This window comes from Ruegeria sp. AL1, assembly GCF_056540905.1.
Window position 1 is genome coordinate 116,855 of the sequence record NZ_JBQFXP010000010.1, and the last position, 26,965, is coordinate 143,819.

The window sequence follows — 26,965 nt, forward strand, 5'->3', positions numbered from 1 at the left end:
CGGCAATGCAGCGTTCTCTAAATCGGCGACTCAGAAATTTGCTTGGTGCCCAAGGTAACGCTGTGAGATTACGGTTTGGCAAACGCATGGCCTCTTCCGTATCTGCTGCGGGAAGGTACGACTGGCAACTGCAAGCGCTTGAGGGCATCCAAACTTTTCGTTTGTTGTTATTACAATAGATGTCGTGCGCACGCGTTTGCCCACCTTTGTGCCGGCACAGCATGCAAGACCTTATACAACGATGATTTTGAAACCGTTGTTTGACGATTAAATCTTTATAAGAATAGAGAAGTTTATGTTGGCCCCGTACGCTGCCAGCGGTCATGCGCGACGTTTGATCCACTGGATCAAACGCTTAACGCTTTGACTTATCACATCGACTTAAACAGCCCCAGTGGCGCTGACGTCAGACAGAGGTGCCTTGTCATGATTGCCTCCCGCCTGCCGATGACAGAAGGGAAGCCAATCAAGACCTCAATGGAAATCCGCCAATTGAATACGCCCCCTAAGCCCGTTACGCGGAATTGCCCTACGAATGGATTTCTGCCGGGCACTTCTTTCCTGAACGCCAATGGCGTGACAGTTCAGGAATCGCCAATATTCCCAGGCAATTTCTGCCAACTACAATCTGCCTCAGATGACGCCAGTGTAGCGGCGATAAAGTGCATGCCTAGAAGTCCATCCGCGATGCCGGGTAGAAGGCTGCCTTCGTCTGCGCCGTTTCGGATCAGGTCGGCGGCCTCGGTGTAAAGCGTTGCGAAGCCTTCCAAATAGCCTTCGGGATGACCGCCCGGCACGCGGGTCACCGCGTTGGCTGCATCATTTGCACCGGCCCCGCCACGTGTCAGGGTCTGCGTGGGCTGCCCCAACCGGGTGAACTGCATGTGGTTTGGGTGTTCCTGCGCCCATTCCAGCCCGCCGGTTTCTCCATAGACCCGCAATCGCAGGCCGTTTTCGTTGCCCACGGCAACCTGACTGGCCCACAGCATCCCACGCGCACCACTGGCATAGCGCAGCAGGATATGGGCATTGTCGTCGACCAAACGGCCCGGCACCATACTGGACAGGTCCGCAGCCAGATGCGAGGGGACCTGACCCGTCACAAAATGCGCCAGATTGAAGGCATGGGTCCCGATATCGCCGATGGCGCCCGCCCCCGACCGGGCCGGATCGGTGCGCCAGTCGGCCTGTTTGTTGTCGGGCGCGGCGGGCTCGGCCAGCCAGTCCTGCGCGTATTCCACCTGCACCAGCCGCAGCTTGCCCAACTCGCCCGCCTGCACCATCTCACGTGCCTGCCGGATCATCGGATAGCCGGTGTAGTTATGCGTCAGGATGAAATGCGCCGATGAGGCCTCGGCCGCGGCCCTGATCCGCGCGGCATCCTCGGGTGTGGCGGCCAGCGGTTTGTCGCAAATGACGTGAATCCCCGCCTCAAGAAACGCGATGGCCGGGTCGGCATGCATGTGGTTCGGCGTCACGATGGCCACGGCGTCGATCCCGTCGTCACGGGCGGCCTCGGCCTGCGCCATCTGACGGAAATCGGAATAAGACCGTTCGATCCCCAGTTCCTGCGCCGAGGCTTCGGCCCGCTGCGGGTCAGATGACAGCGCCCCGGCCACCAGTTGCCATTGACCATCCAGCCGGGCGGCGATGCGATGCACCGCCCCGATGAACGCGCCCTGCCCGCCGCCGACCATGCCCAGTTTCAAAGGTGTCATCGGCCCAGCCCCAGCATGGATCGGATCATGGCCTGATCAACCTCGCCGCCTGCGAAATCGTCAAAGGCCTTGTCCGTCGTTTCAATGATATGGCGCGCGATGAAGGGCGCACCTTCAGCCGCCCCCTGTTCCGGCGATTTCAGGCAACATTCCCATTCCAGCACCGCCCAGCTGTCATAGCCATACTGCGTCAGCTTCGAGAAGATCGCGCCGAAATCCACCTGACCGTCGCCGAGGCTGCGGAAGCGCCCGGCCCGGTTGGTCCAGCCCTGATAACCGGAATAGACCCCCTGCCGCCCGGTCGGGTTGAACTCGGCATCCTTGACGTGGAAGGCGCAGATACGCTCGTGGTAGAGGTCGATGAATTCCAGATAATCCATCTGTTGGAGCAGGAAATGTGAGGGGTCGTAGTTGATCCGGCAGGCCTCATGCCCGTCCACGGCATCAAGGAACATTTCGAAGGTCGCGCCGTCGAACACATCCTCTCCGGGGTGGATTTCGAACCCGATCGCTACGCCTTGGTCGGCATAGGCATCAAAGATCGGACGCCAGCGGCGGGCGAGTTCGGCGAAAGCCTCCTCGATCAGGCCCTGCGGGCGCTGCGGCCACGGGTAGAGATAGGGAAAAGCCAGCGAGCCGGTAAAGCTGATCGTGGTATCCAGCCCCATGCGCCGCGCGGCGATGGCGGCTTTCTTGACCTGATCCACGGCCCAGTCCTGCCGCGCCTGCGGGTTGCCGTGCACTTTCTCGGGCGCGAAGGCATCAAAAGCCAGATCGTAAGCGGGATGAACAGCAACCAGCTGGCCCTGCAAATGGGTCGACAGCTCGCTGACTTCAACGCCCGCCTCGCGGCAGATGCCGGTGATCTCGTCGCAATAGGTCTGGCTGTCTGCGGCTTTGTCCAGATCGAACAGCCGCGCGTCAAACGTGGGGATCTGCACCGCCTTATACCCCAGACCCGCGGCCCATTCCGCAATCGAGCCCAGCGAATTGAACGGAGCCGCATCATCCGCAAACTGCGCCAAAAACAGCCCCGGCCCCTTGATCGCACCCGGCATATCAGCCTCCCTTGAAAATCCAGTTTGTCAGGCCCCGACCGGGGCCTGACGGGTTCCGGCGATTACTTGCCGCCCCAGCGCTCGGGGTAACCCGGCATATCTTCGCAGCCGCAACCCGCATAGTGCAGCGGCGGCATCGAGGGGTTCACGAAATCGGCCAGATTGTCGTTGGTGATCGCCGGCTGCGGCAGGTTCCATTCCGGTCCGGGGATCGCCTCACCATCCAGAATTTTCAGAGCCGCCAGAATCGGCGTGCGCCACTGATAGGTCGGGTAGGTCGGCGCGATGGTGTTCATGCCGATCTCCTGCCATTTCTGCAGAAAATCCTGCTGGTCTTCGCCGGTGACAATCGGCACGTCCAGCCCCATATCCTCGAACGCCTCAATCGCCGCGACCGAGGTTGCGCCTGCGTCCATCCAGACCGCGCCCAGCTGGTTGCCGCGCTGAATGTAATCCTCGACAATCGCTTTGGTCTTGGCGCGGTCGCCATCGGTGAATTCAGCACCGACGATGTTCAGACCGGCCTCTTCCAGAATACGCTTGGCGGCCGAGTAGCGGGTTTCCAGAACGTCCACGCCGGGCAGGATGCGCAGCATCAGCACGTCCGAGCCTTCGGGCGCATTGGCGGCGATGAACTCACCGGACTGGATGCCAAAGCCATAGCCACCGACCGGCTTGATGAACGTAACCGGGCAATCGGTGTTCACGCCCCGGTCAAACACGATCACGGGCAGTTGCTCACAGGCCTTTTCCACAGCGGGGGTCAGGGCTGCGGTCGTGTTGGGAGACACGATCAGGGCGTCACAGGTGCCACCGGCCAGAAGGTCTTCGATATCGGCGATCTGCTTGTCGTCCGAGCCTTCGGCATCGGTCACCACGAACTCGGCGATGCTGTCATGTTGTTCGACCTCGGCCTGCATGGTGTTCCAGCCGACCACGCGCCACGGGTTATTCACGCCTGCGTTCGAGAAGCAGATCGTATGGGGACCGTCTTTCTTGAAGCCCGAGGTATCGGCCATCACGTCGCCATAGTGCTGCAGCCACGGGGTCGCCGCATCACCATTGGCGGCTCCGCCCAGCATGTCCTTTTGCTTGGCAAACTCGACCGGGTCATCGAAATTCTGCGCCTGTGCGGGCAGAGCGACCATAAGCGCAGTCAGCGCGGTTGCTGTCATTATCTTCATCATTCTTGTTTCCTCCTCTGTATAGTTAATGGGCGCCTATCCCCCGGATCGGCGTCGTCGGTATCCGGCGATCACCACCGCCGAGATCAAAATCAGTCCCTGCACCACGTCGCGGATGGGTTTGGGAAAGCCCAGAATGTTGAGCAGCGTGAACATCGCCTGAAGCACCAGTGCGCCCGCAATGGTGGCCCCCACGGTGCCGCGCCCGCCCAGCAATTGCGCCCCGCCGATGACGGCGGCTGTGATGGCCTGAAGCTCAAGCCCTACGCCCACATCGGTAGAGACGCCCGCAAAACCGCCCAGCAAGATCCCGGCGATGACGGCCGAGACCGACGACATGACAAAGGCGACAATCCGCGTTTCCGTGAGTGGGACTCCGGCCAGCAATGCGGCTTTGGGATTGTCGCCCATGGCGATCAGGCGCTTGCCGTAATTGGTGCGGTGCATCAGCCACCACATCGCGGCACAGACCACGACCATCACGATCACCGCAACGGGCAGGATTTTGATCAGCGGCAGGTCCTTGATCAGATAGCGTCCGAAGAACCGGAAGTTCTCGGGCAGATATCCACGCGGCGCTCCGCCCGACCATGCCAGGGCAATCCCGCTGAGCGTGATCATCATCCCCAGCGTGGCAATGATCGACGGCACCTTGAGCCACGACACCACCAACGCGTTCACCGTCCCCACGATCACGCCAGCGCCAAGCATAACGAGGATCACCCACCACGTCGCGCTGGCTTCGCCATCCAGCAGGATCGAACTGCCGATCACCGTCAACGTCACCAAAGCCCCCGCCGACAGGTCGAACCCGCCCGAGTTGATGACGTAAAGTTGCCCCACCGCCAGAATCGCAATCGGCGCGGCGCGCTTGAGAAAGTTCATGTACCCGGTCGGTTGCAGGAAATAGGGAGACAGGATCGCGATTGCCACAAACAGCAGCGCCAGCACCAGAAAGACCGGGTTGATCTGCTTCAGCCGTGCCATCATGCCTCGATCCTCCGGCTGCGGGCGGCGTAGACGGCGACTGCGGCCACGATGATGACCCCGCGCAGGATTTGTTTGGCAAAGGCATCGACGCCCGCGATGTTGAAGATCGAGTCGATCAGCGAAAAGATCATGACCCCCATCAGCGTGCCCCAGACCCCTCCGCGTCCGCCGGACAGGGCGGTGCCACCGATGACCACCACAGCGATGGACTCCAGATCATAAACCCCGTCCCGCCCGATCCACGGCGCGCCCGAGCGCAAGCGGCTGGCCAGATACAGACCCGCAATGGTGGCGCAGACCGAACAGATCACATGCGCCATGATGACCACGCGAGTGGTGCGCATTCCGGCCAGCTTGGCCGCATCTGGGTTGCCACCGACCGAATAAATATTCGACCCCTCGCGGGTGAACCGCAGGAACACCCAAGCAGCCACGGTCAATGCGATTAGGAAAATCAGACTTATCGAGACACCGCCGACCTGCCCATAGGCAAAGACCTGAAACTCCTCGGGCACCTCTCCGGCGAAATTGTTGAACGTGGCGCTCAGCAGCCCTTGCAGGATCAGCGCCATACCAAGGGTCGCGATCAGCGGGTTGACCTCGAACTGGGTGATCACCAGCCCGTTGATCAGGCCAACCACAACACCCACCGCCAGAACGGCGGCAACCGCAGGCAGCATCATCGCTGGATCGCCCGACATGATCGACGAAGCCAGCACCGCCGAGACCGAAATCAGGTTGGCCACGCTCAGGTCAATCGAGGCGATGAGAATGGCGAAGGTCTGCCCGATCGCCGTGATCCCCAACGCGATGGACCGCCCCAACAGGCTGAGCAGGTTTTCTGCGGTCAAATACTGAGTCTGTCCGGTTGTAACAGCGATACCCACATATACCGCCAGTGCCGCAAGCAGCAGCAGGAACGGGGCCAGCGCAGCAAAGTTACGGGGCCGTCTCATGCGCCCTCCAACTCAAGGTGAGCTTCGGTGGCGGCGTGCATCACCTCGGCCTCGCTGGCACCATGGCCGAATTCAGCAACGATCTTGCCATCGCTCATCACCAGCACCCGGTCCGAGATTCCCAGCACCTCGGGCAGATCGGACGAGATCGCCATCACCGCCGCCCCCTCCTGCGCCAGTTTGCGCATCTGAGCGTAGATCCCAGCCTTGGTGTTGACGTCGATACCACGAGTGGGTTCGACAAAGATCAGAACCTTCGGGGCCAGCGACAGCCAGCGCGCAACGATGGCCTTTTGCTGGTTCCCCCCAGACAGAGACTGAATCTCGACCTCATAATTGGCAGCGCGCAGATCGAAGGCATCGAACAACTCATCCATCTGTTCCAGCGACGCAATCGGCGTTTTGTTCGGCGCACCCAACGCACCGGAGAACGCCCGGGCCGAGATCATGCCGTTGTCACGGACCGATTGCATCAGCATCAGCCCCTCGGCCTTGCGGTCACCGGGCAGCATTGCGATCCCGGCCTTGGCGGCGCTGCGTGGGTTGGTCAGGGTGACCGGTTTACCCTCGACGGTGACTGCGCCCGTTTCAAACGGTTCCGCGCCGAACAGGGCCAGCGCCAGCGCCGTGCGGCCCGCACCCTGTACTCCGGCGAACCCGGTGATCTGACCGGCGCGCAGGTCCAGGTCAATGTCGAACAGGCGGTCATTGCCTCCACCGCGCACGGCCAGAACGGCCTCGCCCACCTCATCCTTTGTGGCGGGCTCGGGGTAGAAATGGCCGATGTCACGCCCGACCATCGCCTCGACGATCTGGCCGGTTTCGGGGACGTGGTCGAACGCCGCTGCGACCTTGCCATCCTTGATCACGGTTACACGGTCAGCCAGCCGCCGGATTTCGCGCATGCGGTGGGTGATATAAACAATCGAGCGCCCCTGCCCACGCAGATCATCGACCAGTTGGAACAGCAGGTCACATTCCGTGTCGTTCAGAGCAGCTGTCGGTTCATCCATGACGATGACCTGCGCGTTCAGTGACAGCGCCTTGGCGATCTCGACCATCTGCTGTTGTGCGACGTCCAGATCGCTGACCTGTGTGTCCGGGCCGAACCGATGACGATCCCCGAACAGCGCCAGCACGTCCTGCGTTTCGCGCCGCATCCTTTCGGTATCCAACAGACCCCAACTGCGCGTGGGCTCGCGACCCAGAAAGATATTCTCGGCAACCGAGCGATCGGGCAGCAGCGAAAACTCCTGATAGATCACGCTTACCCCTTGGGCGAGCGACTCCAGCGGGTGCTGAAACCGCACCTTCTGACCACGCAGAAAGATGTCGCCCTCTTCCGCCTGATAGACGCCGGACAGTACTTTCATCAGCGTGGACTTGCCCGCGCCGTTTTCCCCGACCAGCGCATGAACCTCGCCCGAACGCGCCGAGAAACTGACCGCGTCCAGCGCCTTGATCCCCGGAAAGACCTTGGTGATCCCTTTCATCTCAAAGATGACTTCACCGCTCATGCCTGCGCCCAGCCCCTGCGAATGAAATCGGCGCTGTCGCGGAACAGTTGCGGGTGATCTTCGAACATCGGCCGCCAGATGCGGGTCGCGGCGGCGAGTTCGGGTACGCCTGAGCCAAAGGCCTCCATCACGACCCAGCCGTCAAACCCTGTTTTCTTCACGGCGGAAAAGATCGTGCCAAAGTCGATCTGCCCCGTCCCGGGCGTTCCACGGTCATTTTCCGAGATGTGCAGCACATTGATCCGGCCTGAGAGCGCAGCAATCGCATGCGCCTGGTCCTTTTCTTCGATATGCGCGTGAAATGTGTCGTACATGATCCCGAACGCGGGATGATCAACCAGTTCGCAATATTGCGCTGCCTGCTGGGCGGTATTCAGGAAATGAGTTTCAAACCGGTTTAAAGGTTCCAGCGCCAGACGCATTCCCCGCTCCGCCGCATTTTCAGCCATCCGGTGATGCGCCTCTGCCCCGCGCCGCCATTCATCAGCGGTTGGCCCGCTGCCAGTGAAATGCCCGATTGGCGCGTGAAAAGGCCCGCCAATGGTTTGGGCCCCCAGCGCTGTCGCGCAGTCCAGTATCCAGCCCAGATGGGCAACACCACTCGCCCGGATATCCGGGTCGGCGCTGGTGGGGTCCGCGCCAGGATCGGGGATAATCGCCGTGCAGGTCCGTTCCAGCCCCAGCTTATCCAGTTCGGCCCCCAGCCAGGCATAGTGATCAGCGGACCCCTCAAGGACTGGAATCTCAACTCCGTCATACCCTGCCTCGACAGCGAGCTGGCAAAACTCCAACTGCGCCTTGTCGATCAACCCACCGACGCAGAGCAAGTTCACACCCAGCTTCATGTCCCCTCCCAGGAAGTTCTGAAGTATTGCAGATACGAATCTATGTAATCGATTTCATTGTTCATGTAAACCATTACATTTTCCGCTTTTTGCTGCTATAGGTCGTCGTCATGACAAGAAATTCGAACAAGAGGCCCACGGTTCGGGACGTTGCAAGAGTGGCCGGAGTCTCAACCGCCACAGTAAGCCGGGCGCTGCAATCGCCTGATATCGTTTCCAAAAAGACGCGCGACGCGGTGTTCACGGCGGTCTCGGAAACTGGTTACAGCGTCAATACCGCCGCGCAGATGCTGCGGCGCAACCGGTCGGGTACGGTGCTGGTCATCCTGCCGGATATTTCCAACCCTTTCTTTTCCAAAATCCTGTCGGGCATCGAAGAAGTTGCAACCCGCGCCAATCTGACGATCCTGATCGGCAACACCAACGGGAACGACGCACGCTATGCGAAGATCTTGGAAAACCTGCGCAACGGGCGCGCGGACGGGGCCTTGATCCTGAACGGAACCGCCCCCCCGGAAGGGATGCTGCCAGAGGATACTCCGGTCGTCTCAATCTCGGAACGTCTGGAGGACGCAGGTTACGCGCATGTCGGGACCGACAACCGGAAAGCGGCGTTCGATGCAACGCAATATCTACTTGCGCAAGGGCATCGTAGGATCGCGCATGTCACCGGACCCGAAGGCAACGCGCTGACCAATGACCGGCGCGCCGGGTATGTTCAGGCGATGACAGAAGCCGGACTGACGGATCACATCCGCTTCAGTCCCGGCGGCTTTACCTACGGCGATGGAGAGCGAGCAGCGGATCACCTGGTCGCACAGTATCCGGATACCACCGCTGCGTTCTGCGCAAACGATGAATCCGCCATGGGCGTCATCCGGGGCCTTCAAAAACAGGGATACTCAGTCCCTGAACAGATATCCGTCATGGGTTTTGACGACGTACCGTTTTCTCGCATTTTCCAGCCCGAGTTAACAACGGTGCATCAGGCGCGAAACCTGATAGGCCAACGCGCGATGGGTATACTGTTGGAGCTTTTGGACAAAAGCCCCCCGCCCGCTGGCCCGGTGTTTCTGGATCATAGGATCGTGACACGAAGCAGCGTTGCCGAACCACCTCGGTAAGGACTTGTCGCGAGAACCAGGCCGGACAGTCGTGTTTCCGGGCGCTGCTGGTCAATGCAATCATCTCCTCTGTAGGTCGCCGAGCCGATCTCTTGCGGGTCCTGTCGCCTGACACTGCGACAGCGCAAGGCATGGATCATAAGGCGAACTTATAGCGGTCTCTGGTATCAAAATAAGATTTCGAACCCACCGAAGGATATCTAGTTCTATGGGTATCAGATTCGCAAAGGAGGCTTATTCGGTCCGTGCGTCTGAACTCAAATTTCTAATGAATGGACCACCACTCCCGACATCACCGTGACCGAAAGAAACAGCTCTGTGTCCGCTGTCGTGCTGGGAACGAGCCGTCGACTAATTTCATTGTACCAAAAGGAAGGAACAGAGTAATGCCATCCTGTAAAACAACTTTTGCCACAGGTGCCTTCTGCGCCGTGATCGGTGCGAGCGCTGCCAGTGCCAGCGCCTGTGTGAACAACTCTGACCCGACCCGCGCTGCGTCAGTCGAAGGGCAGGACTTTATGGTCGCCGCTGCCAACCCGGCGGCGGTGCAGGCCGGGTGCGATGTATTGAAAAACGGCGGCACGGCGATTGATGCCGCCGTGGCGGTGCAGGCGGCCTTGTCGGTGGTCGAGCCCCAGGGTTCTGGCATCGCGGGCGGGGCCATTGTGATGTATTTCGACAAAAGCTCCGGGACGGTGCGATATTTCGAGGGTCTTTCAAAAGGTGCCGAAGCCGCGACCGCAGGGCTGCGCACACCCTTTGACGATGAGATCGAACAGTGCGGCACGGATGAATTCAACTCGCACGTTGAAGTGACCGGGCGGGCCTTTGGAGTGCCCGGGGCGCTGAAGGTGCTGGATCAGGTGCATCAGATCTATGGCCAGACCCCTTGGGCCGACCTGTTTGAGGGTGGTATCAAACTGGCCGAAAACGGCTTTGCCATGCCCGCCTACATGAATACGACAATGGGTGAGACAACGCGGGGCCTGTCCCGGTGTGACTATCCCGATCTGGCTGCCCGGTATTGCGTTGACGGGGCGCCGGTCCCCGCAGGCACCACCATCACGAACCCCGAAATCGCCGAGGTCATGCGAGAAGTCGCAGCCGGAGGTGTCGATGCGTTCTACGATCCCGACGGAACCATCGCCCCGGCCATTCTGGACCGCGTGACCTCGGATATCTGCCGCCCCGAGCACACGGACGAAGGGTCGGCGATTATCTCCAGCCGTCTGACCGGCGCTGATTTTGCCAACTACCAGTCGGTAGAGCGCACACCGATCTGCAAGGAGGCGTTCGGACACACGATCTGTTCCGCTGCACCGCCCTCTTTCGGCGGTGTTGCCTTGCACGAAATGATCGGCTTGATTTCGCGCGGCGGCATCGAAGAGATGACCTTTGGCGATCTCGACTACACGCACCTGATGCTCGAGGCCAGCCGCCTGACGCAATTCGACCGGCGCGAAAACATTGGTGATCCGGATTTCAATCCCGGTGTCGAACAGGCGGCGGCCAGGTTGTTGACGGATGAGTATCTTGACGCCCGCTTCAAGGACTATTCCCCGACCGAGGCCAACACGACGGTTGTGCCCGGGTTCGAGGCCACCCCGGCCGAGGATTTCACCAGTCACGTCGCAATTGTCGATCAGTACGGCAATGCCGTGTCCATGACGACAACGAACAACACAACGTTCGGGTCGCAGATGGTGGCCCGTGGGATCAGCCTGAACAACGTGGTGTCAAATTTCAGCCGACCAAAGTCGATCTCGGCGGGTCAGCTTGTGAACCAGATGGAGCCGGGGAAAAAGCCACGCACCTCGATCACGCCCACAATTGTGCTGGATGAGAATGGTGCGTTGAAACTTGTCGTTGGAGCGGCGGGGGGCGGCCCGATCCCGGATTACACTCTGAAGGTGATTCTGGGCGTTGTTCTGGATGATCTGAACGCACAGGAGGCAATCAACCGCCCCAATATCTCGGGTCAGGGGATTACCAGCCAGTGCAATGACGAAGGCATCGCCCAACCCCGCGCCGAAGTCGAGGACGACACAGCCCTGGCCGACCTGCTGGCTGGGCTGGAACGCGACCTGAACCACAATTGTGCGCGCGCCAGAGCGCTGCGGAGCGGGCTCGCCGCGATTTCGATCCGGGATCAGAAACTCTTCGGCGGAGCCGACCCGCGCCGGGACGGAATTGCGATGGGCCGGTAGCGAGCGGCGCTTTCGCCGCGTTTCCATCATTGTCGTATATGGATGGAGAGAGTCGACGACTCTCTCCGTATTTCGCGGTCGAAAACCTGGTCGGGATTTTGTTCAGGGGCGCATGGTATCCAAGCAGCGTTACTCTGCTCGAGACCTTCTTTTGAGTTTACCGTCGTGTTTTTTACGGGGATCTGTTGCGCAGTTTCTTACTGAACGAAGAATTGTTACCGACCCCGCAGCTTATGCCATCAGTTTTGTAAATTGACGAAAGGGATAGATTCCGGATGTGAGTCCAATTTCTACTGTGTCTTGAATTTCTCTGACCACTCGGGATGCCAACGCGAAAGTGGGGGCCGGTTTTCGATAATGTCGCCAGCGGCCCAGGCCATACGCATGGCGTCCATCTCCTCGGTGACTTCATTGTCCGGGCAAACGATATAGAAATCGCCTTTGTCCAGGCGGGGTAACATGTAGTCGACTAGCTGCTCGGGGCTCCACCCGCCCGGGTTTGGCTTGTGAGGTCCGGTGATAGTGAAACCCGGTACGAGCAGATGGGCTGAAATCTGACAGCCTTCTGTGTTGCGCAACTTGTGCTCAAGCTGTTCGGTGTATGTTTTCAGAGCGGACTTTGTCACGTTGTAGATGACGTTGCCCGGTGGGTTGGTGATGCCCTGCTTTGAACCGGTATTCAGGATGATGCCGGGACGTCCCTGTTCCAACATTCGGGGCAAAAACGCGCGTTCGGCATAAACGGACGCCCAAAAGTTGATCTCCATCGTGCGATGCCAGGCCTCCAGAGTGTCCTCGCCACCCCCTGCCACCCGATCTGCCGCGTTGTTCATCAGCAGATCGACCCGGCCAAGTTCATCAAAGCAGCGATCGGCAAGCGCCCTCATGGCGTCCGCATCCGAGACATCCATAGCCTGACATAGCGACGGGCCTACGAGCGTCGCCGCCGCTGCCTCAAGACGTTGGTCATCAAGGTCGACCAGAGCAATTCGCATCCCACGTTTTGACAAGGCTTGGGCGGTCGCCAACCCAATTCCCGATGCTGCGCCGGTAATCACTGCGACCGCGCCGTCACCCAATGCTTCATGCTGCATTTCAATACCCCAGAAAAGAATGAGCGGCGCAAGGGACCTCGCGCCGCTGGTTGTTATGGATGCGTTTACTTAGTTTACGCAGGTGTCCACGTTGGTGTTGTCGCAAACGTCCAGACCCGTGTAGATCGGGTCTTCGACCGACTTGCCCTCCACAATATCCTTCAGGATGAACATAGACTTATAGCCCATCTCGAAGGGACGCTGGCCGACAAGACCATTGCCCAGACCGTCTTTGGTTTGCTCAAGCTGCATCGGCAGAGTGTCGGCGACGACGATTGTCAGTTCACCGGCATCCATTTTTGCCTTGTAAGGCTCAGTCGCTGAACGATAGGCGTTATCGAACCACTGGGTGAAGGCACCCGTCGACAGGAAGGCGGTCAGGTCACTGTTGGCGGCCAGAACGTCCGACATACCCTGTACGGCAACATTGCCATCGTCGTTGGTGATAAGCGGGCATCCGGAAACCTCTGTCCAGCCGCCCTCACCCGACAGCGCGGTGCCCGGAGGTGTCCCGGTATCTGCACCGGCCAGCGTGTCGCGTGCCCCTTTCAGGCGCTCGTTATGGTTAGCCGCAGCCGCACCACCCGTCTGCAGGCAGATTGTGCCGCCATCGGGGTGACGGGCCTGCACCAGTTTCGCAAGGTTGACGCCGATGTCGTAGTTATTGGTTCCGACATAGGTTGTTCGAAGGCCAGCGTCTTCAGGCAGCAGGTCCGAGTCCCAGGTGATAACCGGAATACCCGCAGCTTCCGCGTCTTTCAGAACCTTGCCCATTGCCGGTGCGTTCGACGGCGCCACGGCGATCCCGTCCACACCTTTGGTGATCAAGTCCTGAACGATCTGAATTTGCTCAAGCTCAGTGTGCTCACCCGGTCCGATATATTCGCAGGTCACGCCGTCCAACTCTTCCTGCGCCTTGAAGCATCCGTCACGGGCCAGGTCAAAGAACGGGTTGTTCATCGCCTTCGGGACCAACGCGAAGGTTTTGGCATGGCCGTCCGCCATCGCGGCAAACGGGGCCAGGATAGCTGTCACAGCCGTTGCGATCAGAATTCTCTTCATGGTTTTCCTCCCAATGGTTTGTGAAGAGTAAAAGTTGAAGGTTCTTATTTGCCTCCTCGATTTCGTATCTGCTCAAGAAGCACTGCGAGTATAAGGAACAGGCCCACGAAAAACTGCTGCCAGAGCGCGGGGATACCCGCGAGGATCAGCGAGTTGCGGATCAGCTCAATCAAGGCCGCGCCGATGGGTGCGCCAAGTGCGAATACGACGCCGCCCATCAGATTGGCACCGCCAATCACCGTCGCTGCGATCACCGTCAGTTCCCAGGTAAAGCCCATGGCATTGGTCACAGAACCCGTGTAGCCGACAAACAGGAACGCCGAGAGGCCCGCCGTCAGAGAACACACGACATAGACCGAAACCAGCATCCGCTCGACCGGAATACCGGCAAGCTTTGCCGCATGGGCGTTGCCGCCAATGGCTATAACCCAGCGGCCCCACGTCGAATAACGCCAGACCCACCAGAACACAGCCGTCAGAACAACAAGAACCCAGACGACATTTGGGATGCCAAGGATACTTCCGCCACCGATCCATTCGAACAGATCCTGGTCTGGTCCGAAGTCCCAGATCATCTGGTTGTTTGAGACAACACGCGCCAGCGAGACGACAATCGACAACATACCCAAAGTGACGACGAAGGGCGGCATGCGCAGGTAAGCCACCAAGATACCGTTCACCAGGCCAACGAGCGCGGCAACTGCCATACAGCCCAGAAACCCAAGCCCGATCCCATACCCGGCCTGCATGATCAGCCCGGTCACAATTCCAGACAGGCCCACAAGCGAGCCAACGCTAAGGTCGATCCCGGCGGTACAGATCACCGCCGACATCCCCAGTGCCATGATGCCAAAAAAGGCCATGTTTCTGGTAATGTTGAAGATATTCCGCTCGGTCATGAAGGCGTCCGAGACAAATGTCATGACACCGGCCAATGCGATCAGGGCGAGCAATACCCAGAACGGCTGGGTCCGAATGATGGCACCAAAACCCGAAACCTCCTGGCGCAGCGTGATGCTTTCATCAATGGCGGCGTGATCTGTCTGCTTTTCTGTTGTGTCGGTCATGCTGCTTCAATCGCCCCGATGATAAGCCCGGTGACTTCTTCCGGAGTGGTTTCGCTGATGGATTTGTCCGCAACCTTCGACCCACGGCGCAAAACCGCGACGCGGTCGCAAACCTCGAACACATCCGGCATGCGATGCGAGACGAGGATCACGGCGTGCCCCGTCTCTTTGAGCCGATGAATAAGGGCCAGCACTTCTTTCACCTGACGAACCGAGATCGCCGCTGTCGGTTCATCCATCAGAACAAGCTTCGGGTCGCTCAACCGCGTCCGCGCAATGGCAACGGCCTGCCTTTGCCCCCCGGACATCTGCCGTACCAGATCGCGTGGCCGCGTTTCGGACTTCAATTCGCCGAACAATTCGCCTGCCTTTCGGTACATCGACGCATAGTCGAGCATGGAAAAAGGGCCGACCTTCTTCCTCAATTCGCGACCCAGAAACACATTCGCGGCAGCCGTGAGATTGTCGCATAGCGCCAGATCCTGATAGACGATTTCAATACCCGCTTCCCGCGCGTCGATGGGCTTTGTGAATTCAACACCCCGGCCTTCGATATTGATGGTTCCGGATGTCGGTGGGAAGTTCCCTGCGATGATCTTCATCAACGTTGATTTTCCAGCCCCATTGTCCCCCATCAAACCGACGGCTTCACCGGGCGAGATTGCAAGATCCACGCCTTGCAATGCATGGATCGCACCAAAGCTTTTGGTGATGTTTTTGAGCTCCAAAAGGCTCATTTCGCTGCCCCCTCCCACGTCGTTTCGGCACCCTGGCAAGCATAGAGCGCCGGCCTCTCGGCTGTGTCGACCTTAGCACGCACCCCTGAAGTTAACGCAAGTACGCCTGCTTCGGCTGCAATCGCTGCACAGTAGCCATCCCATGCGTTTGCCGCATTGGGGTCCGGTTCTTCGGCTTTGATGCTTTGTATCCAGGCCTTGTTCTGACGCCGATACGCGTCTGCAAAGCGCGGGCGCCAGTCTTCTGCAAAGCGCTCAGCGGATTGAAGGCCAAGATTGTATTTTGCGTAAACAGGCGTGCCGAGGTCTACCGAGCCTTTTTCCCCGACCAGTTCGCCCCGAACGTCATAGCCATAGGCCGCATTGTTGTTGACCTCGATATTCACAAGCTGCCCGGTCGTTGTCTCAAGCACCATGAAAACCGGTGCAATTGAATCGTCACTTGCCCCCTGAAAAGCCGAGATGACGGCGTATTCGGCCCCAAGGACGAACCGGGCGATATCGAACTCATGCGGGGCAGAATTGGAAATGGCCATCTGACCGGTAAACCACTCGGGCGCTTCAACGTTGCGATGAAAATTATGCATAATCACTGCGCGCCCGAGCGTCCCGCTATCATATGCCACCTTCATCTCTCGGTATGCCGAATCGAAACGGCGCATGAAACCGGTCTGGGTGAGCTGTTTTCCAAGCCTGGTCTCGGCCTCGATGATCCGCAGACAGTCCTTGGACGATGGTGCCAACGGTTTCTCGCATAGCACAGGCTTGCCCGCCTCAATCGCCGCGAGTGTCAGGTCGCAATGCGTCTCGTCAGGGCTGGCGATCAGCACGGCATCCACATCCGACCGGACGATTGTCGCCATCGGGTCGGTCATGATGTCACCTGCTCCGCAAGCTTCACCAATCGCGCGGGCACGGTCTTTGCTGACATCACAGATCACGCGCAGTTCTGCGCCTGGCACATCCTCAGCTATGATCCGGGCGTGATCTGCCCCCATGACACCGGCGCCAATAATGCCCACCCGAACGCCCATTACGGCGACAACTTCTCTGCCGGTCCCGGCGCTTGACCGTCGTAACCACCCCAGACTGATTGATCGTAGTGAACGACCGAGCCGGTCATCATTCCTGCATCATCTGACGCAAGGAACAGCACTGCGCGCGCGACCTCTGCCGGGTCAAGAAGGCGGCCAAAGGGAAGACCGGCATTCGCTTTAGCTTCCCAATCCGGGTCGCCGGATTCCGCAAGCTGCAACTGTCTTTCGTGATCGGAAGCCATCCAGCCAATGTCGAGTTGATTGACGTGAATACGGTTGCGCATCAACGCGTAACCCGCATTTCTGGTCAAGGTCGACAAAGCGGCCTTCGACGCGCAATACGGCGCGATGAACGGCTGCCCGGCCCGTGACGACGTCGAGCCAATGTTGACGATCCGCCCGCCTTTTCCGTCCTTTTCAAGCTGTTTGACCGTCTCCTGCATCAGGAAGAACGGGGCGCGCGTATTCACCGCGAACATCTGATCGAAGAGTTCGGGAGAGGTGTTCAAAAGATTGCCCCGGTCTGTCAGGCCCGCAGCGTTCACCAAAATGTCGAGCGTACCGAACCTGGCTACTGCCGCTGGGATGATCCTGAGGACATCTTCAATTCTGCCAAGGTCCGCCGCAATCATTTTGACCGGCACACCGGTAGCGTTTGCGATTTCGGCAGCTTTGGCACCACCTTTTTCTACGTCACGTCCGACAATTCCGATCCCTTCAGCGCCTGCTTCGGCAAAAAGACGGGCAATGGCAGCCCCCAAGCCCTGCGTGCCGCCTGTGACAACCGCGATTTTCCCGTCGATCCGGTTCATGCTGCCATCACTTCATTCCCAGCCGCGTGCATAGTGGGAAAAGTGTCCACCCTAATCGGGCTCCAAATGCAGATGTCAGCGGCGATGCCAATAACATTTTTCGTATCAGGCGTTCACACCCAAGCCATTGCCATTGTTTGTTTGCTGGAACCGTTGCAATCCTGGCCACGTGCGCGAAATCCTTCGGTGTTTTCGCCGAACTGCGCATAAAGGCATCGCTCCATCGGCCGCGTCTCCAAGAGGCGCACGTTTTGACTGCCATGTTGTCCTCCCAAGTACTAGTCGCGGCACTTTGAAGCGATTGTTGACAGTGAAACAGTCATGCAACGATCATTGCAAGAGAATTCTGGGAGGACAAATTGCCGAAAATATCCGTCCTTGGCTGCGGTCGAATTGGACGTATGCATGCCGACAATATCGCTGCTCATACCCGTGCCGATTTGGCGGGCGTGTTCGATGTTCATGGACCGTCTGCGGAAGAGGTCGCTCAAAAACACGGTGTCCAGAACTTTGGGTCCGCCGAAGAATCCATCGTCTCTGACGGGGTTGACGCGGTCTTGATTGCGACACCGACAGCGACACATGTCGATCTGCTGGAAGCTTGCGTGAAGGCCGGGAAGCCCGTCCTTTGCGAGAAGCCAATCGACTTGTCTTTGGCCAGAGTCGACGCGTTGAAAACCCGAATCGCTGGCACAGATATTCCGATCATGTTGGGCTTTGTTCGCCGCTTTGATCCCGGCCACGCGGCAGCCCAAATGGCAGCAGTGAACGGCGAAATCGGAGAGCTTCATCAAGTCATCATCACCTCGCGCGATCCGGGCATGGCACCGGATGGATACATCGAAACCTCCGGTGGCATCTTCCGCGATATGACGATTCATGACCTTGATCTGGCCAGGTTTATGCTGGGCGAGGACGTGACCGAAGTGCAGGCGACAGGTTCTCGACTGGTAAACCCGGCGCTCATGCAGAAATGCGATGACTACGACACGGTTGTCGTCACGTTGAAAACGGCCTCGGGCAAGCAAGCCATCATAACCAATTCTCGTGAAGCTGTTTACGGCTACGACCAGCGGGTCGAGCTATTCGGCTCGAAGGGGATGGTCATCTCGGAAAATCGCCGAGAAAACCTGATGACAAAGCATGTGGCGGACGCAACTGGAATATCCGCACCCCTTCAGCACTTCTTCATCGAACGGTATGGCGAAGCGTTTAACGCCGAGATTGGCTTCTTTGTCGATGCGATTGAAAACGGAACCCCTGTTCCTGTCGGCTTCGAAGACGGACGCCTGGCGCTTTTGTTGGCGGACGCGTGCCTGATGTCGATCGCAGAAGGCCGAACGATCAAAACAAGTGAATTAGACCAATCGCCTCGGTCCGAGCCATGATCGCCGGAAATCTACCTGAGGGGCGCAGGTTTTGGGAATTACAGATCAAAGATATTCACCTGCCGCTGCACGGCGGAACACGGAAAGCGGAAGGAGACCTGGTATGACTGTTCGGTACGCGGTTGTAGGGGCCGGCTGGATATCGCAAATCGCCTTTCTGCCTGGCACCGCTCAGGCCGAGAACTCCGAGGTGACGGCCCTGGTTACAGGAAACCCGGAAGGCGCCAGAAGGCTGGCTGACTTCTATGGAATAAAACACATCTACAGCTATGAGCAATACGACCAAATGCTTTCGGATAATGTTGCCGACGCCGTTTACATTGCGCTGCCAAATTCGATGCATGCCCACTATACCATCCGAGCCGCCCGGGCAGGAAAACACATTCTGGTCGAGAAACCGTTGGCAGTAAGCGTCGCAGAATGTGAAGCCATGGTTTCAGCCGCGCAGGATGCCGGTGTCTTCCTCATGACAGCGTACCGGCTGCACAATGAACCCGGGAACCTGCACGCTCTCAAGCTGATTAAGGACGGTGCCATTGGTGACCCGCGCGCGTTCAGTTCGCTGTTTTCGATCATGGTCGGCCCAGACAATCATCGACTTCTGGCGTCGCATTGGGGCGGCCCTCTTCAAGACATAGGAGTTTACTGCTTGAACGCCGTGCGCCATGTCTTCGAATGTGAACCGACGCAGGTTTCGGCGATCAGAAATGCCGTGGACGATCCCCGGTTTAGCCAGGTCGAAGAAAGCACTGGCGTCACGCTCATGTTTCCAAAGGGTCGCATGGGACAGTTCATTGCCAACTTCGCCTCTGAACCACTCGATATGTTCCGGGTCGCGGGCACTGAAGGTGAGATCGCTGTGGAAAACGCATTCGATTTCCAAACGCCAACCACTGTACGCCTTGCACGCGCGGGTGAAGTGATCGAACACCGGTTTCCTCAGACGGATCAGTTCGCAGGTCAAACCGCATATTTCTCGGACTGTATTCTCGAAAACATGGCGCCGGAGTCAGACGGAGAAGAAGGTTTGGCTGACGTTGCCATATTGCGGGCGATCGAGGCGTCCGCCCAATCCGGCGCTCCGCAACCCATCGACTTGAAACCCAGGCCCCGTCATCCCACGCCCGACATGGCCCGAACGTACAACCCAGCAGCAAGACGCCTTATGCTTTAAGAGCAATCGATGTCCCGAAAAGCCGAAACTTCGCAGTCTTCTACGCACTCCGCGCCCACGGATTTCGAGACGCTTGTCCGATTGATCCACGCACGTTTTGACCGCATGAGCAAGTCGCATCGGCAAATCTAACTTACCCGGAACCCCAATGAAATCGCAGCGCATTCGGTGAACGCGATTGCTGAGCGCTGCGGAATTCACGCATTACGATTCGCAAGGTTTGCGCAATCACTGGAATATGGCGCCGTCAAAGGGCTGTGTCGCGAATTTCTTCGAAGGCTGCGTGGATGGGGTTCTGTTGCGAAGTTTCAGTTTGAAGAAGAGAAAGCGCTGTAGCAGCAGATTTAAGAGGCAAGTTCCGCGAACTGGCGAAACGGACAGAGTCCGGGCGCGAATTGACCTTTGCGGATCGTGCGCGCCACTTCAATTCCGTCCAACGTTGCCGCTGCTGATGCGAAGGCTTTGAACTCCAGAATCGGGCGGGACCGTCTTTTGATGAAACGGTGGTCTTGTACCACAATGTTGTTCAAGTATTTCCGCCTGCCCAATTCAATTGGAACCGGGCAACCAAAGCCTTTCAACATCTTGATTATGCCTTGATACCAGACGCGTTAGCTCCGCTTTTGTCGATGACAATCTATCTCGTAAGGCCGCTGAAAACATGTCGGCGCGCGCGGCAAGACCGTGTTCCGCCTTCAGCGCCTCTGCCAACTCCGGCATCGTGATGTCCGGTTCCGCCTGGATGCGGGACCTGAGCCAACCTGAACCCTGTCGAGCTTGTTGCGTCGAAGGCGCCCATGCGGGGCCGCCATCACCCCGCCAGTTCGTTTCGTACCGTGTACGATCCGCGCCGCGTTCGAAACCGATATCCGCAAGCGCCGCGCGGCTTGATGGCATGACAACCTTTCTTCGACCAGCGCCACAACTCGCTCGTCAATGTCCAGCGACAGTGATTTACTCAGGATCCACCTCCAAAAATGGCGAAGCAATACCGGCTCATCCCTGACTGCTGCCGGATCAATGAAAAAGCGAAGCAATCCGGCACGACCATGGACCGGATAAAGAACGTTTAATCATAGTCCTACAGCAGATTATATACTGGGCTGTTCGGTTGTTGGCGATAATGATGGTTTTTGTGATCCTCATGAGCGTCGTCGATGCCGCCTGGACGCTTTATCGGCGCATGATTGATGAGCCAAGGTCGTAATGTCCATCTCCGACATTCTAGCTACCTTAGGGGCTTTCATGGCAGTTCTGATCGCCATCGAGATTTTTAGAAATGTCACGATCTATGTGCAGGAAGACGTTATCGATGTGGAGATCGTGGTTGCAACGGCACTTATGGCTGTGGCGCGCAAAGTCATCATCCTGATACTGGAACAGATCAATTCACTGGATTTGTTCGGACTGGCTGCGCTCGTCATTGCGGCCAGCGTTGCGTATTGGCTGGTGCTCAAGACGCCTGGTTTCAGCGTGCAACCCGAAAGCCATGGTGATAAAGTGGATGACTGGCGTGATGACGTCGACGACAATGATACCCTTGGCGACAACGCCTCCTTGCCTGAACCGGCGCATTTATCCGACCGACACTTGCCTTTTAACGGGTCCGTGGCGTTTCCGACAACTGAGGCAGAGTTATGCCGCGTCAGCTTTTGGCTGGTCGTCCGGGATACAGCCCGGGGGCCGGGGCCGCGTTCTGCCTGCTATTCGGGTGTGTACCAGATGGGTGAGGTATAGGCCCGTTCCTGATGGCTGCGCGGAATACCCGGCGCTGTCATCTCAAAGCCGAACCGCGCCTCGTCATAGGCTTGCCAGGTCGGGGTCGGGATTTCAAGAACGCGGGCGTAATAAACCGCGGGCAAAGCGGGGTCGAAATCGGGATCAATCCACACGGCCGGCAGTTCCGGCGCGCCGATTGTGTTGGTCCAGGTGGCTCTGTCCTCATCCACCGTATTTCCCACCGGTTCGCGGGCGCGACCATCCGCGCCGATCTCGCGATCATCCGAGACTGCAACGACATATATCCTTTCCTGCCGCTCACCATTGGCATCGACCCAGCCCTTGATGATCTGAATACGGTCCAGATTGCCCGACCACGCGTCTTTCAAGGCACCTACCATAAAGACCCGGGCCTGCGCGCCATCGGGGGTTGCAGGCAGATCACTGCCCATCGGCACGCCTTTCCTGTATCCGATCTCGACCACTTCAGGGCGGAACACGTCATCGGAAGCATAGTCCCAGCCGCCAAAGAAACGCACGGTGATGCGGGTGCCGGTGGTGGCGTAGACCTCTTTGGCCTCCATCGCGTCAAAGATTGCATCCCGCGTGTTTTCCCGCGCCCACACACCAGCAAGGCCCGAGGCGAGGGTTTCATATTCAAATGTCGACAGAGAGTCATCCTCGCCAAAGACCCGAACGGCATAGTGCATCCATCGGTCGAGGCCGGGTTCACCCGCAGCGGTTTTACCAAAATAGTTGTCATCCCGCGCCATCGCGGAAAATAACCACCCGGTGGATGTTGCCGGGATCATCAAACGTGCCGCTTTGGGTCCATTCAAACCCGATCAGGGCGGTGAAGGTGCCCGGATCGTTATACTGCTCGGCATAGGCGATCTGCCGGTCCCATGCGGTGCGGTCGATAGTGGGGTCGCCGATGATATCGACGCCTTCGGCCACCCCATCCTCACCCCACAGCGCATAGGCGTCCAGGGTGCGGCCGTCTTGCAGCAGATCATACAGCCGCCGTCCGTATTCGGTTTCCAGCAAGGCCCGGTTCCCCTCGGCCAGCATGGGGGCAATGCCAAGGTTTTCGGCATGATCGGCCACCACAAGAAAATCCAGCGGCCGGATCGCCCGGACCTGTTGGCCGGTTGACGTGGTCACGACCTCGCCGCGCGCAAAGCGATAAGCGTCATCCGGGCCAATCGTTGTGCCAAACAATCCTGCATCGGCAGACAGGCTGGTGTGCAGGTGCGTATCGCCCCACAGCAGGTTTTCCGCAAACCCGCCGCCGCGCGCGTTTCGCTCCACATAGGGCGAATAGTCAGGAGCCAGCGCGGTCAGATCGTCAGAGGACGGGTTGATGTCAAGTATCTGGGCCTGAACGGAAGACGCTACGGCAAAAACCGATGCTGTGACGCGGAGTGCGGTCAGGATACGCAATGATCTGCCCTCTCAGTTTTGTTCAAAGAAAAGTCGATGATTCAAATATCATGATATGTTATCAAGCGAGCTTCGTATGGAGCAATGAGACACCGCGTCCGAATACCTGTTTCAATGCTGCTTCAGAAAGACCTAGCAACTGGCGCAGGACATACCGTTTCAAAATTCCAGACCCACCTTATTTCGGGGGCCTTCTCTAATCAGACATATTGTTACCGCCAGGTGTGGTTTGCTTAAACCTTAGTGGATTATAATATGTTAATGCATCTGAAAAACTGCCATCCTCTTACGTAAGCCAACCGTCAATTGCGGAGATTGTCATGCGTCCCCTGTATGCCCTGAATACCGCCCTGCTTGTCCTCGCGGCGTCATCCCCCGCAGTGCAATATGCCGTGCAGGTTCCGCCCGAAAGCGCCAGGTACTCGTCCTATCTGGAACAGGACTTTCCCAACCAGGTTCTGTTCGGCGACACCCACCTGCACACCGCCTATTCGGTGGATGCCGGGCCTGTTCTTGCCACCCTGCCACCCGATGACGCCTATCGATTTGCCGAGGGACAGGCCGGGATATCGTCGCTGGGGATACCCGCGCGCCTGCAAAGGCCGCTGGATTGGTTGGTGGTCACCGATCATGCCGAGAATCTGGGCCTGCCGGTGGCGCTGACCTCGGGCAATCCGGTGATGCAAGCCAACGAATGGAGTCGCTCCATCGCCGAAGCCTTCGCGCCCGGTACAATCGATGCGCTGCGCGAAGCCTATGGCATCTGGTTCAACCAAGTGAACGAGCCCGGCGCGTTCACCTCTTTCATCGGTTTTGAATGGACCAGTTCCCCCACCGGCAACAACCTGCACCGCAACGCCATTTTCCGAGACGGCAAGGACAAGGCCGATCAGGTGGTGCCGCTGTCCACCTATGACACCGAAGACCCTGAAAAGTTGTGGGATTGGCTGCAGGCCTATGAGGATATGACCGGCGGGCAGGTTCTGGCGCTGGCGCATAACGGCAACCTGTCCAACGGCCTGATGTTCGACGATGTCACCTCATCAGGCAAACCTCTCAGCGTTGACTATGCCCTACGCCGCCAAAGGTGGGAGCCGATCTACGAAGTCACCCAGATCAAAGGCGATGGCGAAGCACATCCGCTGTTGTCGCCCGACGATGAAATTGCCGATTTCGAAACCTGGGATAAAGGCAGTTTCGGCACCCAGCTCAAGACGCCAGAGATGCTGCCCCGCGAATATGCGCGCGAGGCCCTGAAACGCGGTTTGGGATATGAGCGCGAACTGGGAGAAAACCCGTTCAAATTCGGCATGCTGGGGTCGACCGACAGTCACACCGGCCTGTCTACAGCGTCCGAAGACAACTTCTTCGGCAAGGTCTCGGCGCTGGAGCCCACCAACGACCCGCTGCGCATGGAAAAGGCGATAACCGGGGCGCGCGAGGCGATCTTTGACTTAGCCTGCGCCGGTGATCGCGGCGTAACAACCGTCCATCGCTGCGATGCCGAGATAGGAAATACGGTCGATCCGGACACCGCCACTTATGCCAACTCAATCGGCGCACCGGTTCTGGAGGCGCATTGGACAAACCCGGATTTCGACCCGGACCAAAGCGCGTTCTACTATGTGCGGGTGATCGAAATCCCGACACCGCGCTGGACCACAATTGACGCAAAGGTGTTTGGCGTCGAGGTGCCGCCCGACATTCCGGTTTCTGTACAGGATCGCGCCTATACCTCGCCGATCTGGTACACACCGGGTTAACCCGTCACCGGGCGGATACCTGCATATCCGCCCGCGATTTCACTTATAGCGTGGTCTGGCATGTCCCTTTTCAAAGAACCTCTGTTTCACTTCTTCCTTCTGGGTCTCGCGATATTTGGCTGGTTCAGCTACCTGAACCCGTCGTCAATTGCGCCGGAACGCGACGACCAGATCATTATCGACGCGCAGGATATCGACCGGCTAATCGGCCAGTTCCGCTCGACATGGCAGCGCCCGCCTTCGCAGGAAGAACTGACCGCCCTGCAAGACGCGCTCCTGCGGCAAGAGGTTCTGGTTCGTGAGGCTCGCGCCCTCGGGCTGGATCGCGGCGACAGCATCGTGCGCAACCGGCTGGCCCAGAAAATGGAGTTCCTGACCCTGTCTCTGGCGCAGGCGGCAGAGCCGGATGACGCCATCCTGCGAGGATATCTGAATGAACACAGCGACCGGTTCATGCAACCCGGGCGCGTTGCTTTTCAGCAGATCGGACTGGGCCCCGAACAGGAACCCGCAAAAACCGCCGATATACTTGCGGCTGTAAAAGGCGGCGCAGACCCGGCACAATTCGCCGCCGCCCGCTTGTTGCCGACGGCCCTGCCGCTCAGCACGGAACAACAGGTCGACGCGCAGTTGGGACGTGGGTTTTATGCCCGGTTAGATGATTTGCCCATGGGCGAGTGGCTTGGCCCCATCCCTTCGGGTTTCGGCTTTCACCTTGTCCGGATCGAGGCGCGCGAACCCGCATTGCTGCCCGCGTATGAGGATATCCGCGAAGAGGTTCTGTTCGACTGGCGGCGCAGCCTGACATCCGACCTGTCCGAGGCACAGTTTGACGCGCTGAAGGCCGAATACGACATCATCACACCCTCAGCCGAAGAAATTGCCCAAAGGCTGGAGCAACAATGAAGCGCCTCCTGCTGGTCCTCTTGCTGATCCTACCAGGCAGCCCCGCCCTGACACACGCGCTAGAGCCCGGTTTCGCCGATATCCGCCAGTTGTCGCCGGACACATGGCAGGTGTTCTGGCGCAAGCCCGATGTCGTGGGCCGTCCGATGGCAATCGAGTTGCAACTCAAGTCAAACTGCACGCCCATGACCGGGCCAGAGCCCGCCTTTGACGGGTCCGCCTGGATATCCGCCTGGGTCTCGAACTGTCCCGAAGGTCTGGCGGGTGGGCGGGTGGTCGCGGATGGCCTGTCTGCACAGCGCACGGATGTCCTGTTGCGCATCCAGAGATTGTCGGGGCAGACCGAAACGACCCGGCTGACGCCCGATCAACCCGGGCACCTGGTGCCTGCGCAAGCCAGCACTTTGGGCATCTTCAGCGGCTATCTGGGCTTGGGTTTCGAACATATCCTCGAAGGCTGGGATCACCTGCTTTTTGTGTTCGCGCTGCTGGTACTGATCCGGGATGTCTGGCGTCTGGTCGGCGCGATCACGGCGTTTACGGTGGCGCATTCCATCACGTTGGCGCTTGCGGCTCTGGGGCATATCTCGGTCCCCGGCCCGCCGGTTGAGGCAATCATCGCTCTGTCCATCGTGTTCCTGGCTGTCGAAGCGCTGAAAACGCATGAAGGCACCGAACGCCTGTCTGAACGCTTTCCCTGGCTGATTGCCTTTGCCTTTGGCCTGCTGCACGGGTTGGGCTTTGCCGGTGCCCTGCGCGAGATCGGGTTGCCGGAACAGGACCTGATCACCGCGCTGCTGGCCTTCAATCTGGGTGTCGAAGCCGGGCAGCTTGCCTTTGTCGGCGTGGTTCTGCTGATTGCGCTCTGCCTGCGATTTGCTCTGCCACGTTGGGCTGCGCAATGGCGCACACCCCGAAATATTACCGCCACCGGCATCAGTTACGGTATCGGTTCAGTTGCAACCTTCTGGTTTGTCGAAAGGATCATGTCTTTCTGATACACATGACGCAGAAACCGAACGGGTTTCCGTCTCACCAAACTGCGTTCAGGCCGTGTTATCATAGCCAACAAGCCCGGCATTCGCAGCTCAACCCAGCCGGTATTTTCGGCTGTTCCGACGGCGGGAAAATACGCGTGGAGTCTTTGCGAAAGAGATAAAAGGA

General features: G+C 58.7%; 23 protein-coding genes and 1 pseudogene. 8 read left to right on the forward strand and 16 right to left on the reverse strand.

The annotated features are described in order from the left end of the window. Positions 1-584: 584 nt before the first annotated feature. The 7 genes from ACRZ9X_RS16495 to ACRZ9X_RS16525 all read right to left on the reverse strand — a co-directional run bounded on the left by ACRZ9X_RS16495 (position 585) and on the right by ACRZ9X_RS16525 (position 8,268). Positions 585-1,718, reverse strand: coding sequence for a Gfo/Idh/MocA family protein (locus tag ACRZ9X_RS16495; RefSeq protein ID WP_480520808.1), 1,134 nt, complete (start codon positions 1,716-1,718; stop codon positions 585-587). Beyond that, complete coding sequence (locus ACRZ9X_RS16500) at positions 1,715-2,776, reverse strand: sugar phosphate isomerase/epimerase family protein (protein WP_480520810.1); 1,062 nt, start codon at positions 2,774-2,776, stop codon at positions 1,715-1,717. Before ACRZ9X_RS16500 ends, ACRZ9X_RS16495 begins: the two co-directional genes overlap by 4 nt. 62 nt (positions 2,777-2,838) lie before the next feature. After that, entirely contained in the window at positions 2,839-3,963 is a 1,125-nt protein-coding gene (locus tag ACRZ9X_RS16505; protein ID WP_480520812.1) for a substrate-binding domain-containing protein, read from the reverse strand. Positions 3,964-3,996: 33 nt separating this feature from the next. Then, positions 3,997-4,950 (reverse strand): ABC transporter permease, encoded by a 954-nt coding sequence (locus ACRZ9X_RS16510; protein ID WP_480520814.1) that lies wholly within the window; start codon positions 4,948-4,950, stop codon positions 3,997-3,999. Continuing rightward, positions 4,947-5,906, reverse strand: coding sequence for an ABC transporter permease (locus ACRZ9X_RS16515; RefSeq protein WP_480520816.1), 960 nt, complete (start codon positions 5,904-5,906; stop codon positions 4,947-4,949). Before ACRZ9X_RS16515 ends, ACRZ9X_RS16510 begins: the two co-directional genes overlap by 4 nt. Further along, complete coding sequence (locus ACRZ9X_RS16520; RefSeq protein WP_480520818.1) at positions 5,903-7,423, reverse strand: sugar ABC transporter ATP-binding protein; 1,521 nt, start codon at positions 7,421-7,423, stop codon at positions 5,903-5,905. Before ACRZ9X_RS16520 ends, ACRZ9X_RS16515 begins: the two co-directional genes overlap by 4 nt. Further along, entirely contained in the window at positions 7,420-8,268 is an 849-nt protein-coding gene (locus ACRZ9X_RS16525) for a sugar phosphate isomerase/epimerase family protein (protein ID WP_480520820.1), read from the reverse strand. The genes ACRZ9X_RS16520 and ACRZ9X_RS16525 overlap by 4 nt, the downstream gene beginning before the upstream one ends. Positions 8,269-8,378: 110 nt before the next feature. Between ACRZ9X_RS16525 and ACRZ9X_RS16530 the strand changes: the two genes are divergently transcribed. After that, positions 8,379-9,392 (forward strand): LacI family DNA-binding transcriptional regulator, encoded by a 1,014-nt coding sequence (locus ACRZ9X_RS16530; protein ID WP_480520822.1) that lies wholly within the window; start codon positions 8,379-8,381, stop codon positions 9,390-9,392. 386 nt (positions 9,393-9,778) lie between these two features. Then, positions 9,779-11,599: a gamma-glutamyltransferase family protein gene (locus ACRZ9X_RS16535; protein WP_480520824.1), complete on the forward strand. Its 1,821-nt coding sequence runs from the start codon at positions 9,779-9,781 to the stop codon at positions 11,597-11,599. Between the two features lie 290 nt (positions 11,600-11,889). On the opposite strand, the gene ACRZ9X_RS16540 is transcribed toward ACRZ9X_RS16535, so the two are convergent. The 6 genes from ACRZ9X_RS16540 to ACRZ9X_RS16565 form a co-directional block, all read right to left on the reverse strand. Then, the gene (locus ACRZ9X_RS16540; RefSeq protein WP_480520826.1) at positions 11,890-12,693 is read right to left on the reverse strand and encodes an SDR family NAD(P)-dependent oxidoreductase; all 804 of its coding nucleotides are present in this window, start codon (positions 12,691-12,693) and stop codon (positions 11,890-11,892) included. Between the two features lie 69 nt (positions 12,694-12,762). Then, complete coding sequence (locus tag ACRZ9X_RS16545; protein WP_480520827.1) at positions 12,763-13,755, reverse strand: sugar-binding protein; 993 nt, start codon at positions 13,753-13,755, stop codon at positions 12,763-12,765. A gap of 44 nt (positions 13,756-13,799) precedes the next feature. After that, complete coding sequence (locus ACRZ9X_RS16550; RefSeq protein ID WP_480520829.1) at positions 13,800-14,822, reverse strand: ABC transporter permease; 1,023 nt, start codon at positions 14,820-14,822, stop codon at positions 13,800-13,802. Then, on the reverse strand, positions 14,819-15,559 hold the full coding sequence (locus tag ACRZ9X_RS16555) for an ATP-binding cassette domain-containing protein (RefSeq protein ID WP_480520831.1): 741 nt from the start codon (positions 15,557-15,559) through the stop codon (positions 14,819-14,821). Before ACRZ9X_RS16555 ends, ACRZ9X_RS16550 begins: the two co-directional genes overlap by 4 nt. Continuing rightward, the gene (locus tag ACRZ9X_RS16560; protein WP_480520833.1) at positions 15,556-16,581 is read right to left on the reverse strand and encodes a Gfo/Idh/MocA family protein; all 1,026 of its coding nucleotides are present in this window, start codon (positions 16,579-16,581) and stop codon (positions 15,556-15,558) included. Before ACRZ9X_RS16560 ends, ACRZ9X_RS16555 begins: the two co-directional genes overlap by 4 nt. An 11-nt stretch (positions 16,582-16,592) precedes the next feature. Continuing rightward, a complete protein-coding gene (locus ACRZ9X_RS16565) occupies positions 16,593-17,408 on the reverse strand; it encodes an SDR family oxidoreductase (RefSeq protein WP_480520835.1) in 816 nt (271 codons plus the stop codon). 359 nt (positions 17,409-17,767) lie between these two features. Here ACRZ9X_RS16565 and iolG point away from each other — a divergent pair, with 359 nt between their 5' ends. Together iolG and ACRZ9X_RS16575 are read left to right on the forward strand one after the other, a co-directional pair. After that, positions 17,768-18,796 carry an inositol 2-dehydrogenase gene (iolG, locus tag ACRZ9X_RS16570; protein WP_480520837.1) on the forward strand — a complete coding sequence of 343 codons (1,029 nt, stop codon included), beginning with the start codon at positions 17,768-17,770 and terminating at the stop codon, positions 18,794-18,796. A 103-nt stretch (positions 18,797-18,899) separates the two neighbouring features. Beyond that, positions 18,900-19,970 carry a Gfo/Idh/MocA family protein gene (locus ACRZ9X_RS16575; RefSeq protein ID WP_480520839.1) on the forward strand — a complete coding sequence of 357 codons (1,071 nt, stop codon included), beginning with the start codon at positions 18,900-18,902 and terminating at the stop codon, positions 19,968-19,970. A gap of 344 nt (positions 19,971-20,314) precedes the next feature. Here ACRZ9X_RS16575 and ACRZ9X_RS16580 read toward each other — a convergent pair. Further along, positions 20,315-20,607 (reverse strand): annotated as a pseudogene (locus ACRZ9X_RS16580) (DDE-type integrase/transposase/recombinase); the annotation flags it as partial. A gap of 569 nt (positions 20,608-21,176) precedes the next feature. On the opposite strand from ACRZ9X_RS16580, the gene ACRZ9X_RS16585 reads away from it, so the two are divergent. Next, entirely contained in the window at positions 21,177-21,707 is a 531-nt protein-coding gene (locus tag ACRZ9X_RS16585) for a phosphate-starvation-inducible PsiE family protein (RefSeq protein WP_480520841.1), read from the forward strand. On the opposite strand, the gene ACRZ9X_RS16590 is transcribed toward ACRZ9X_RS16585, so the two are convergent. Both ACRZ9X_RS16590 and ACRZ9X_RS16595 read right to left on the reverse strand, forming a co-directional pair. After that, a complete protein-coding gene (locus tag ACRZ9X_RS16590) occupies positions 21,674-22,501 on the reverse strand; it encodes a DUF3604 domain-containing protein (RefSeq protein WP_480520843.1) in 828 nt (275 codons plus the stop codon). The genes ACRZ9X_RS16585 and ACRZ9X_RS16590 overlap by 34 nt on opposite strands. Further along, the gene (locus tag ACRZ9X_RS16595; RefSeq protein ID WP_480520845.1) at positions 22,449-23,132 is read right to left on the reverse strand and encodes a DUF3604 domain-containing protein; all 684 of its coding nucleotides are present in this window, start codon (positions 23,130-23,132) and stop codon (positions 22,449-22,451) included. Before ACRZ9X_RS16595 ends, ACRZ9X_RS16590 begins: the two co-directional genes overlap by 53 nt. Before the next feature lie 320 nt (positions 23,133-23,452). Here ACRZ9X_RS16595 and ACRZ9X_RS16600 point away from each other — a divergent pair, with 320 nt between their 5' ends. From ACRZ9X_RS16600 to ACRZ9X_RS16610, 3 genes are read left to right on the forward strand one after another with little or no spacing between them, the layout of a single operon-like run. Further along, positions 23,453-24,895 (forward strand): DUF3604 domain-containing protein, encoded by a 1,443-nt coding sequence (locus ACRZ9X_RS16600; RefSeq protein WP_480520847.1) that lies wholly within the window; start codon positions 23,453-23,455, stop codon positions 24,893-24,895. A 60-nt stretch (positions 24,896-24,955) separates the two neighbouring features. Further along, a complete protein-coding gene (locus tag ACRZ9X_RS16605) occupies positions 24,956-25,801 on the forward strand; it encodes a peptidyl-prolyl cis-trans isomerase (RefSeq protein ID WP_480520849.1) in 846 nt (281 codons plus the stop codon). Beyond that, positions 25,798-26,799, forward strand: a complete 1,002-nt coding sequence (locus tag ACRZ9X_RS16610; RefSeq protein WP_480520851.1) for a HupE/UreJ family protein — start codon at positions 25,798-25,800, stop codon at positions 26,797-26,799. The genes ACRZ9X_RS16605 and ACRZ9X_RS16610 overlap by 4 nt, the downstream gene beginning before the upstream one ends. The last annotated feature ends 166 nt before the right edge of the window (positions 26,800-26,965 follow it).

Coding starts and splice junctions, on each gene's coding strand:
- ACRZ9X_RS16600 (WP_480520847.1), top strand. CDS start 23,453: ATGCGTCCCCTGTATGCCCTGAATACCGCCCTGCTTGTCCTCGCGGCG.
- ACRZ9X_RS16515 (WP_480520816.1), bottom strand. CDS start 5,906: ATGAGACGGCCCCGTAACTTTGCTGCGCTGGCCCCGTTCCTGCTGCTG.
- ACRZ9X_RS16590 (WP_480520843.1), bottom strand. CDS start 22,501: ATGATCCCGGCAACATCCACCGGGTGGTTATTTTCCGCGATGGCGCGG.
- ACRZ9X_RS16575 (WP_480520839.1), top strand. CDS start 18,900: ATGACTGTTCGGTACGCGGTTGTAGGGGCCGGCTGGATATCGCAAATC.
- ACRZ9X_RS16540 (WP_480520826.1), bottom strand. CDS start 12,693: ATGCAGCATGAAGCATTGGGTGACGGCGCGGTCGCAGTGATTACCGGC.
- ACRZ9X_RS16505 (WP_480520812.1), bottom strand. CDS start 3,963: ATGATGAAGATAATGACAGCAACCGCGCTGACTGCGCTTATGGTCGCT.
- ACRZ9X_RS16605 (WP_480520849.1), top strand. CDS start 24,956: ATGTCCCTTTTCAAAGAACCTCTGTTTCACTTCTTCCTTCTGGGTCTC.
- ACRZ9X_RS16530 (WP_480520822.1), top strand. CDS start 8,379: ATGACAAGAAATTCGAACAAGAGGCCCACGGTTCGGGACGTTGCAAGA.
- ACRZ9X_RS16555 (WP_480520831.1), bottom strand. CDS start 15,559: ATGAGCCTTTTGGAGCTCAAAAACATCACCAAAAGCTTTGGTGCGATC.
- ACRZ9X_RS16525 (WP_480520820.1), bottom strand. CDS start 8,268: ATGAAGCTGGGTGTGAACTTGCTCTGCGTCGGTGGGTTGATCGACAAG.
- ACRZ9X_RS16585 (WP_480520841.1), top strand. CDS start 21,177: ATGTCCATCTCCGACATTCTAGCTACCTTAGGGGCTTTCATGGCAGTT.
- ACRZ9X_RS16545 (WP_480520827.1), bottom strand. CDS start 13,755: ATGAAGAGAATTCTGATCGCAACGGCTGTGACAGCTATCCTGGCCCCG.
- ACRZ9X_RS16550 (WP_480520829.1), bottom strand. CDS start 14,822: ATGACCGACACAACAGAAAAGCAGACAGATCACGCCGCCATTGATGAA.
- ACRZ9X_RS16610 (WP_480520851.1), top strand. CDS start 25,798: ATGAAGCGCCTCCTGCTGGTCCTCTTGCTGATCCTACCAGGCAGCCCC.
- ACRZ9X_RS16495 (WP_480520808.1), bottom strand. CDS start 1,718: ATGACACCTTTGAAACTGGGCATGGTCGGCGGCGGGCAGGGCGCGTTC.
- ACRZ9X_RS16500 (WP_480520810.1), bottom strand. CDS start 2,776: ATGCCGGGTGCGATCAAGGGGCCGGGGCTGTTTTTGGCGCAGTTTGCG.
- ACRZ9X_RS16520 (WP_480520818.1), bottom strand. CDS start 7,423: ATGAGCGGTGAAGTCATCTTTGAGATGAAAGGGATCACCAAGGTCTTT.
- ACRZ9X_RS16510 (WP_480520814.1), bottom strand. CDS start 4,950: ATGATGGCACGGCTGAAGCAGATCAACCCGGTCTTTCTGGTGCTGGCG.
- ACRZ9X_RS16565 (WP_480520835.1), bottom strand. CDS start 17,408: ATGAACCGGATCGACGGGAAAATCGCGGTTGTCACAGGCGGCACGCAG.
- ACRZ9X_RS16535 (WP_480520824.1), top strand. CDS start 9,779: ATGCCATCCTGTAAAACAACTTTTGCCACAGGTGCCTTCTGCGCCGTG.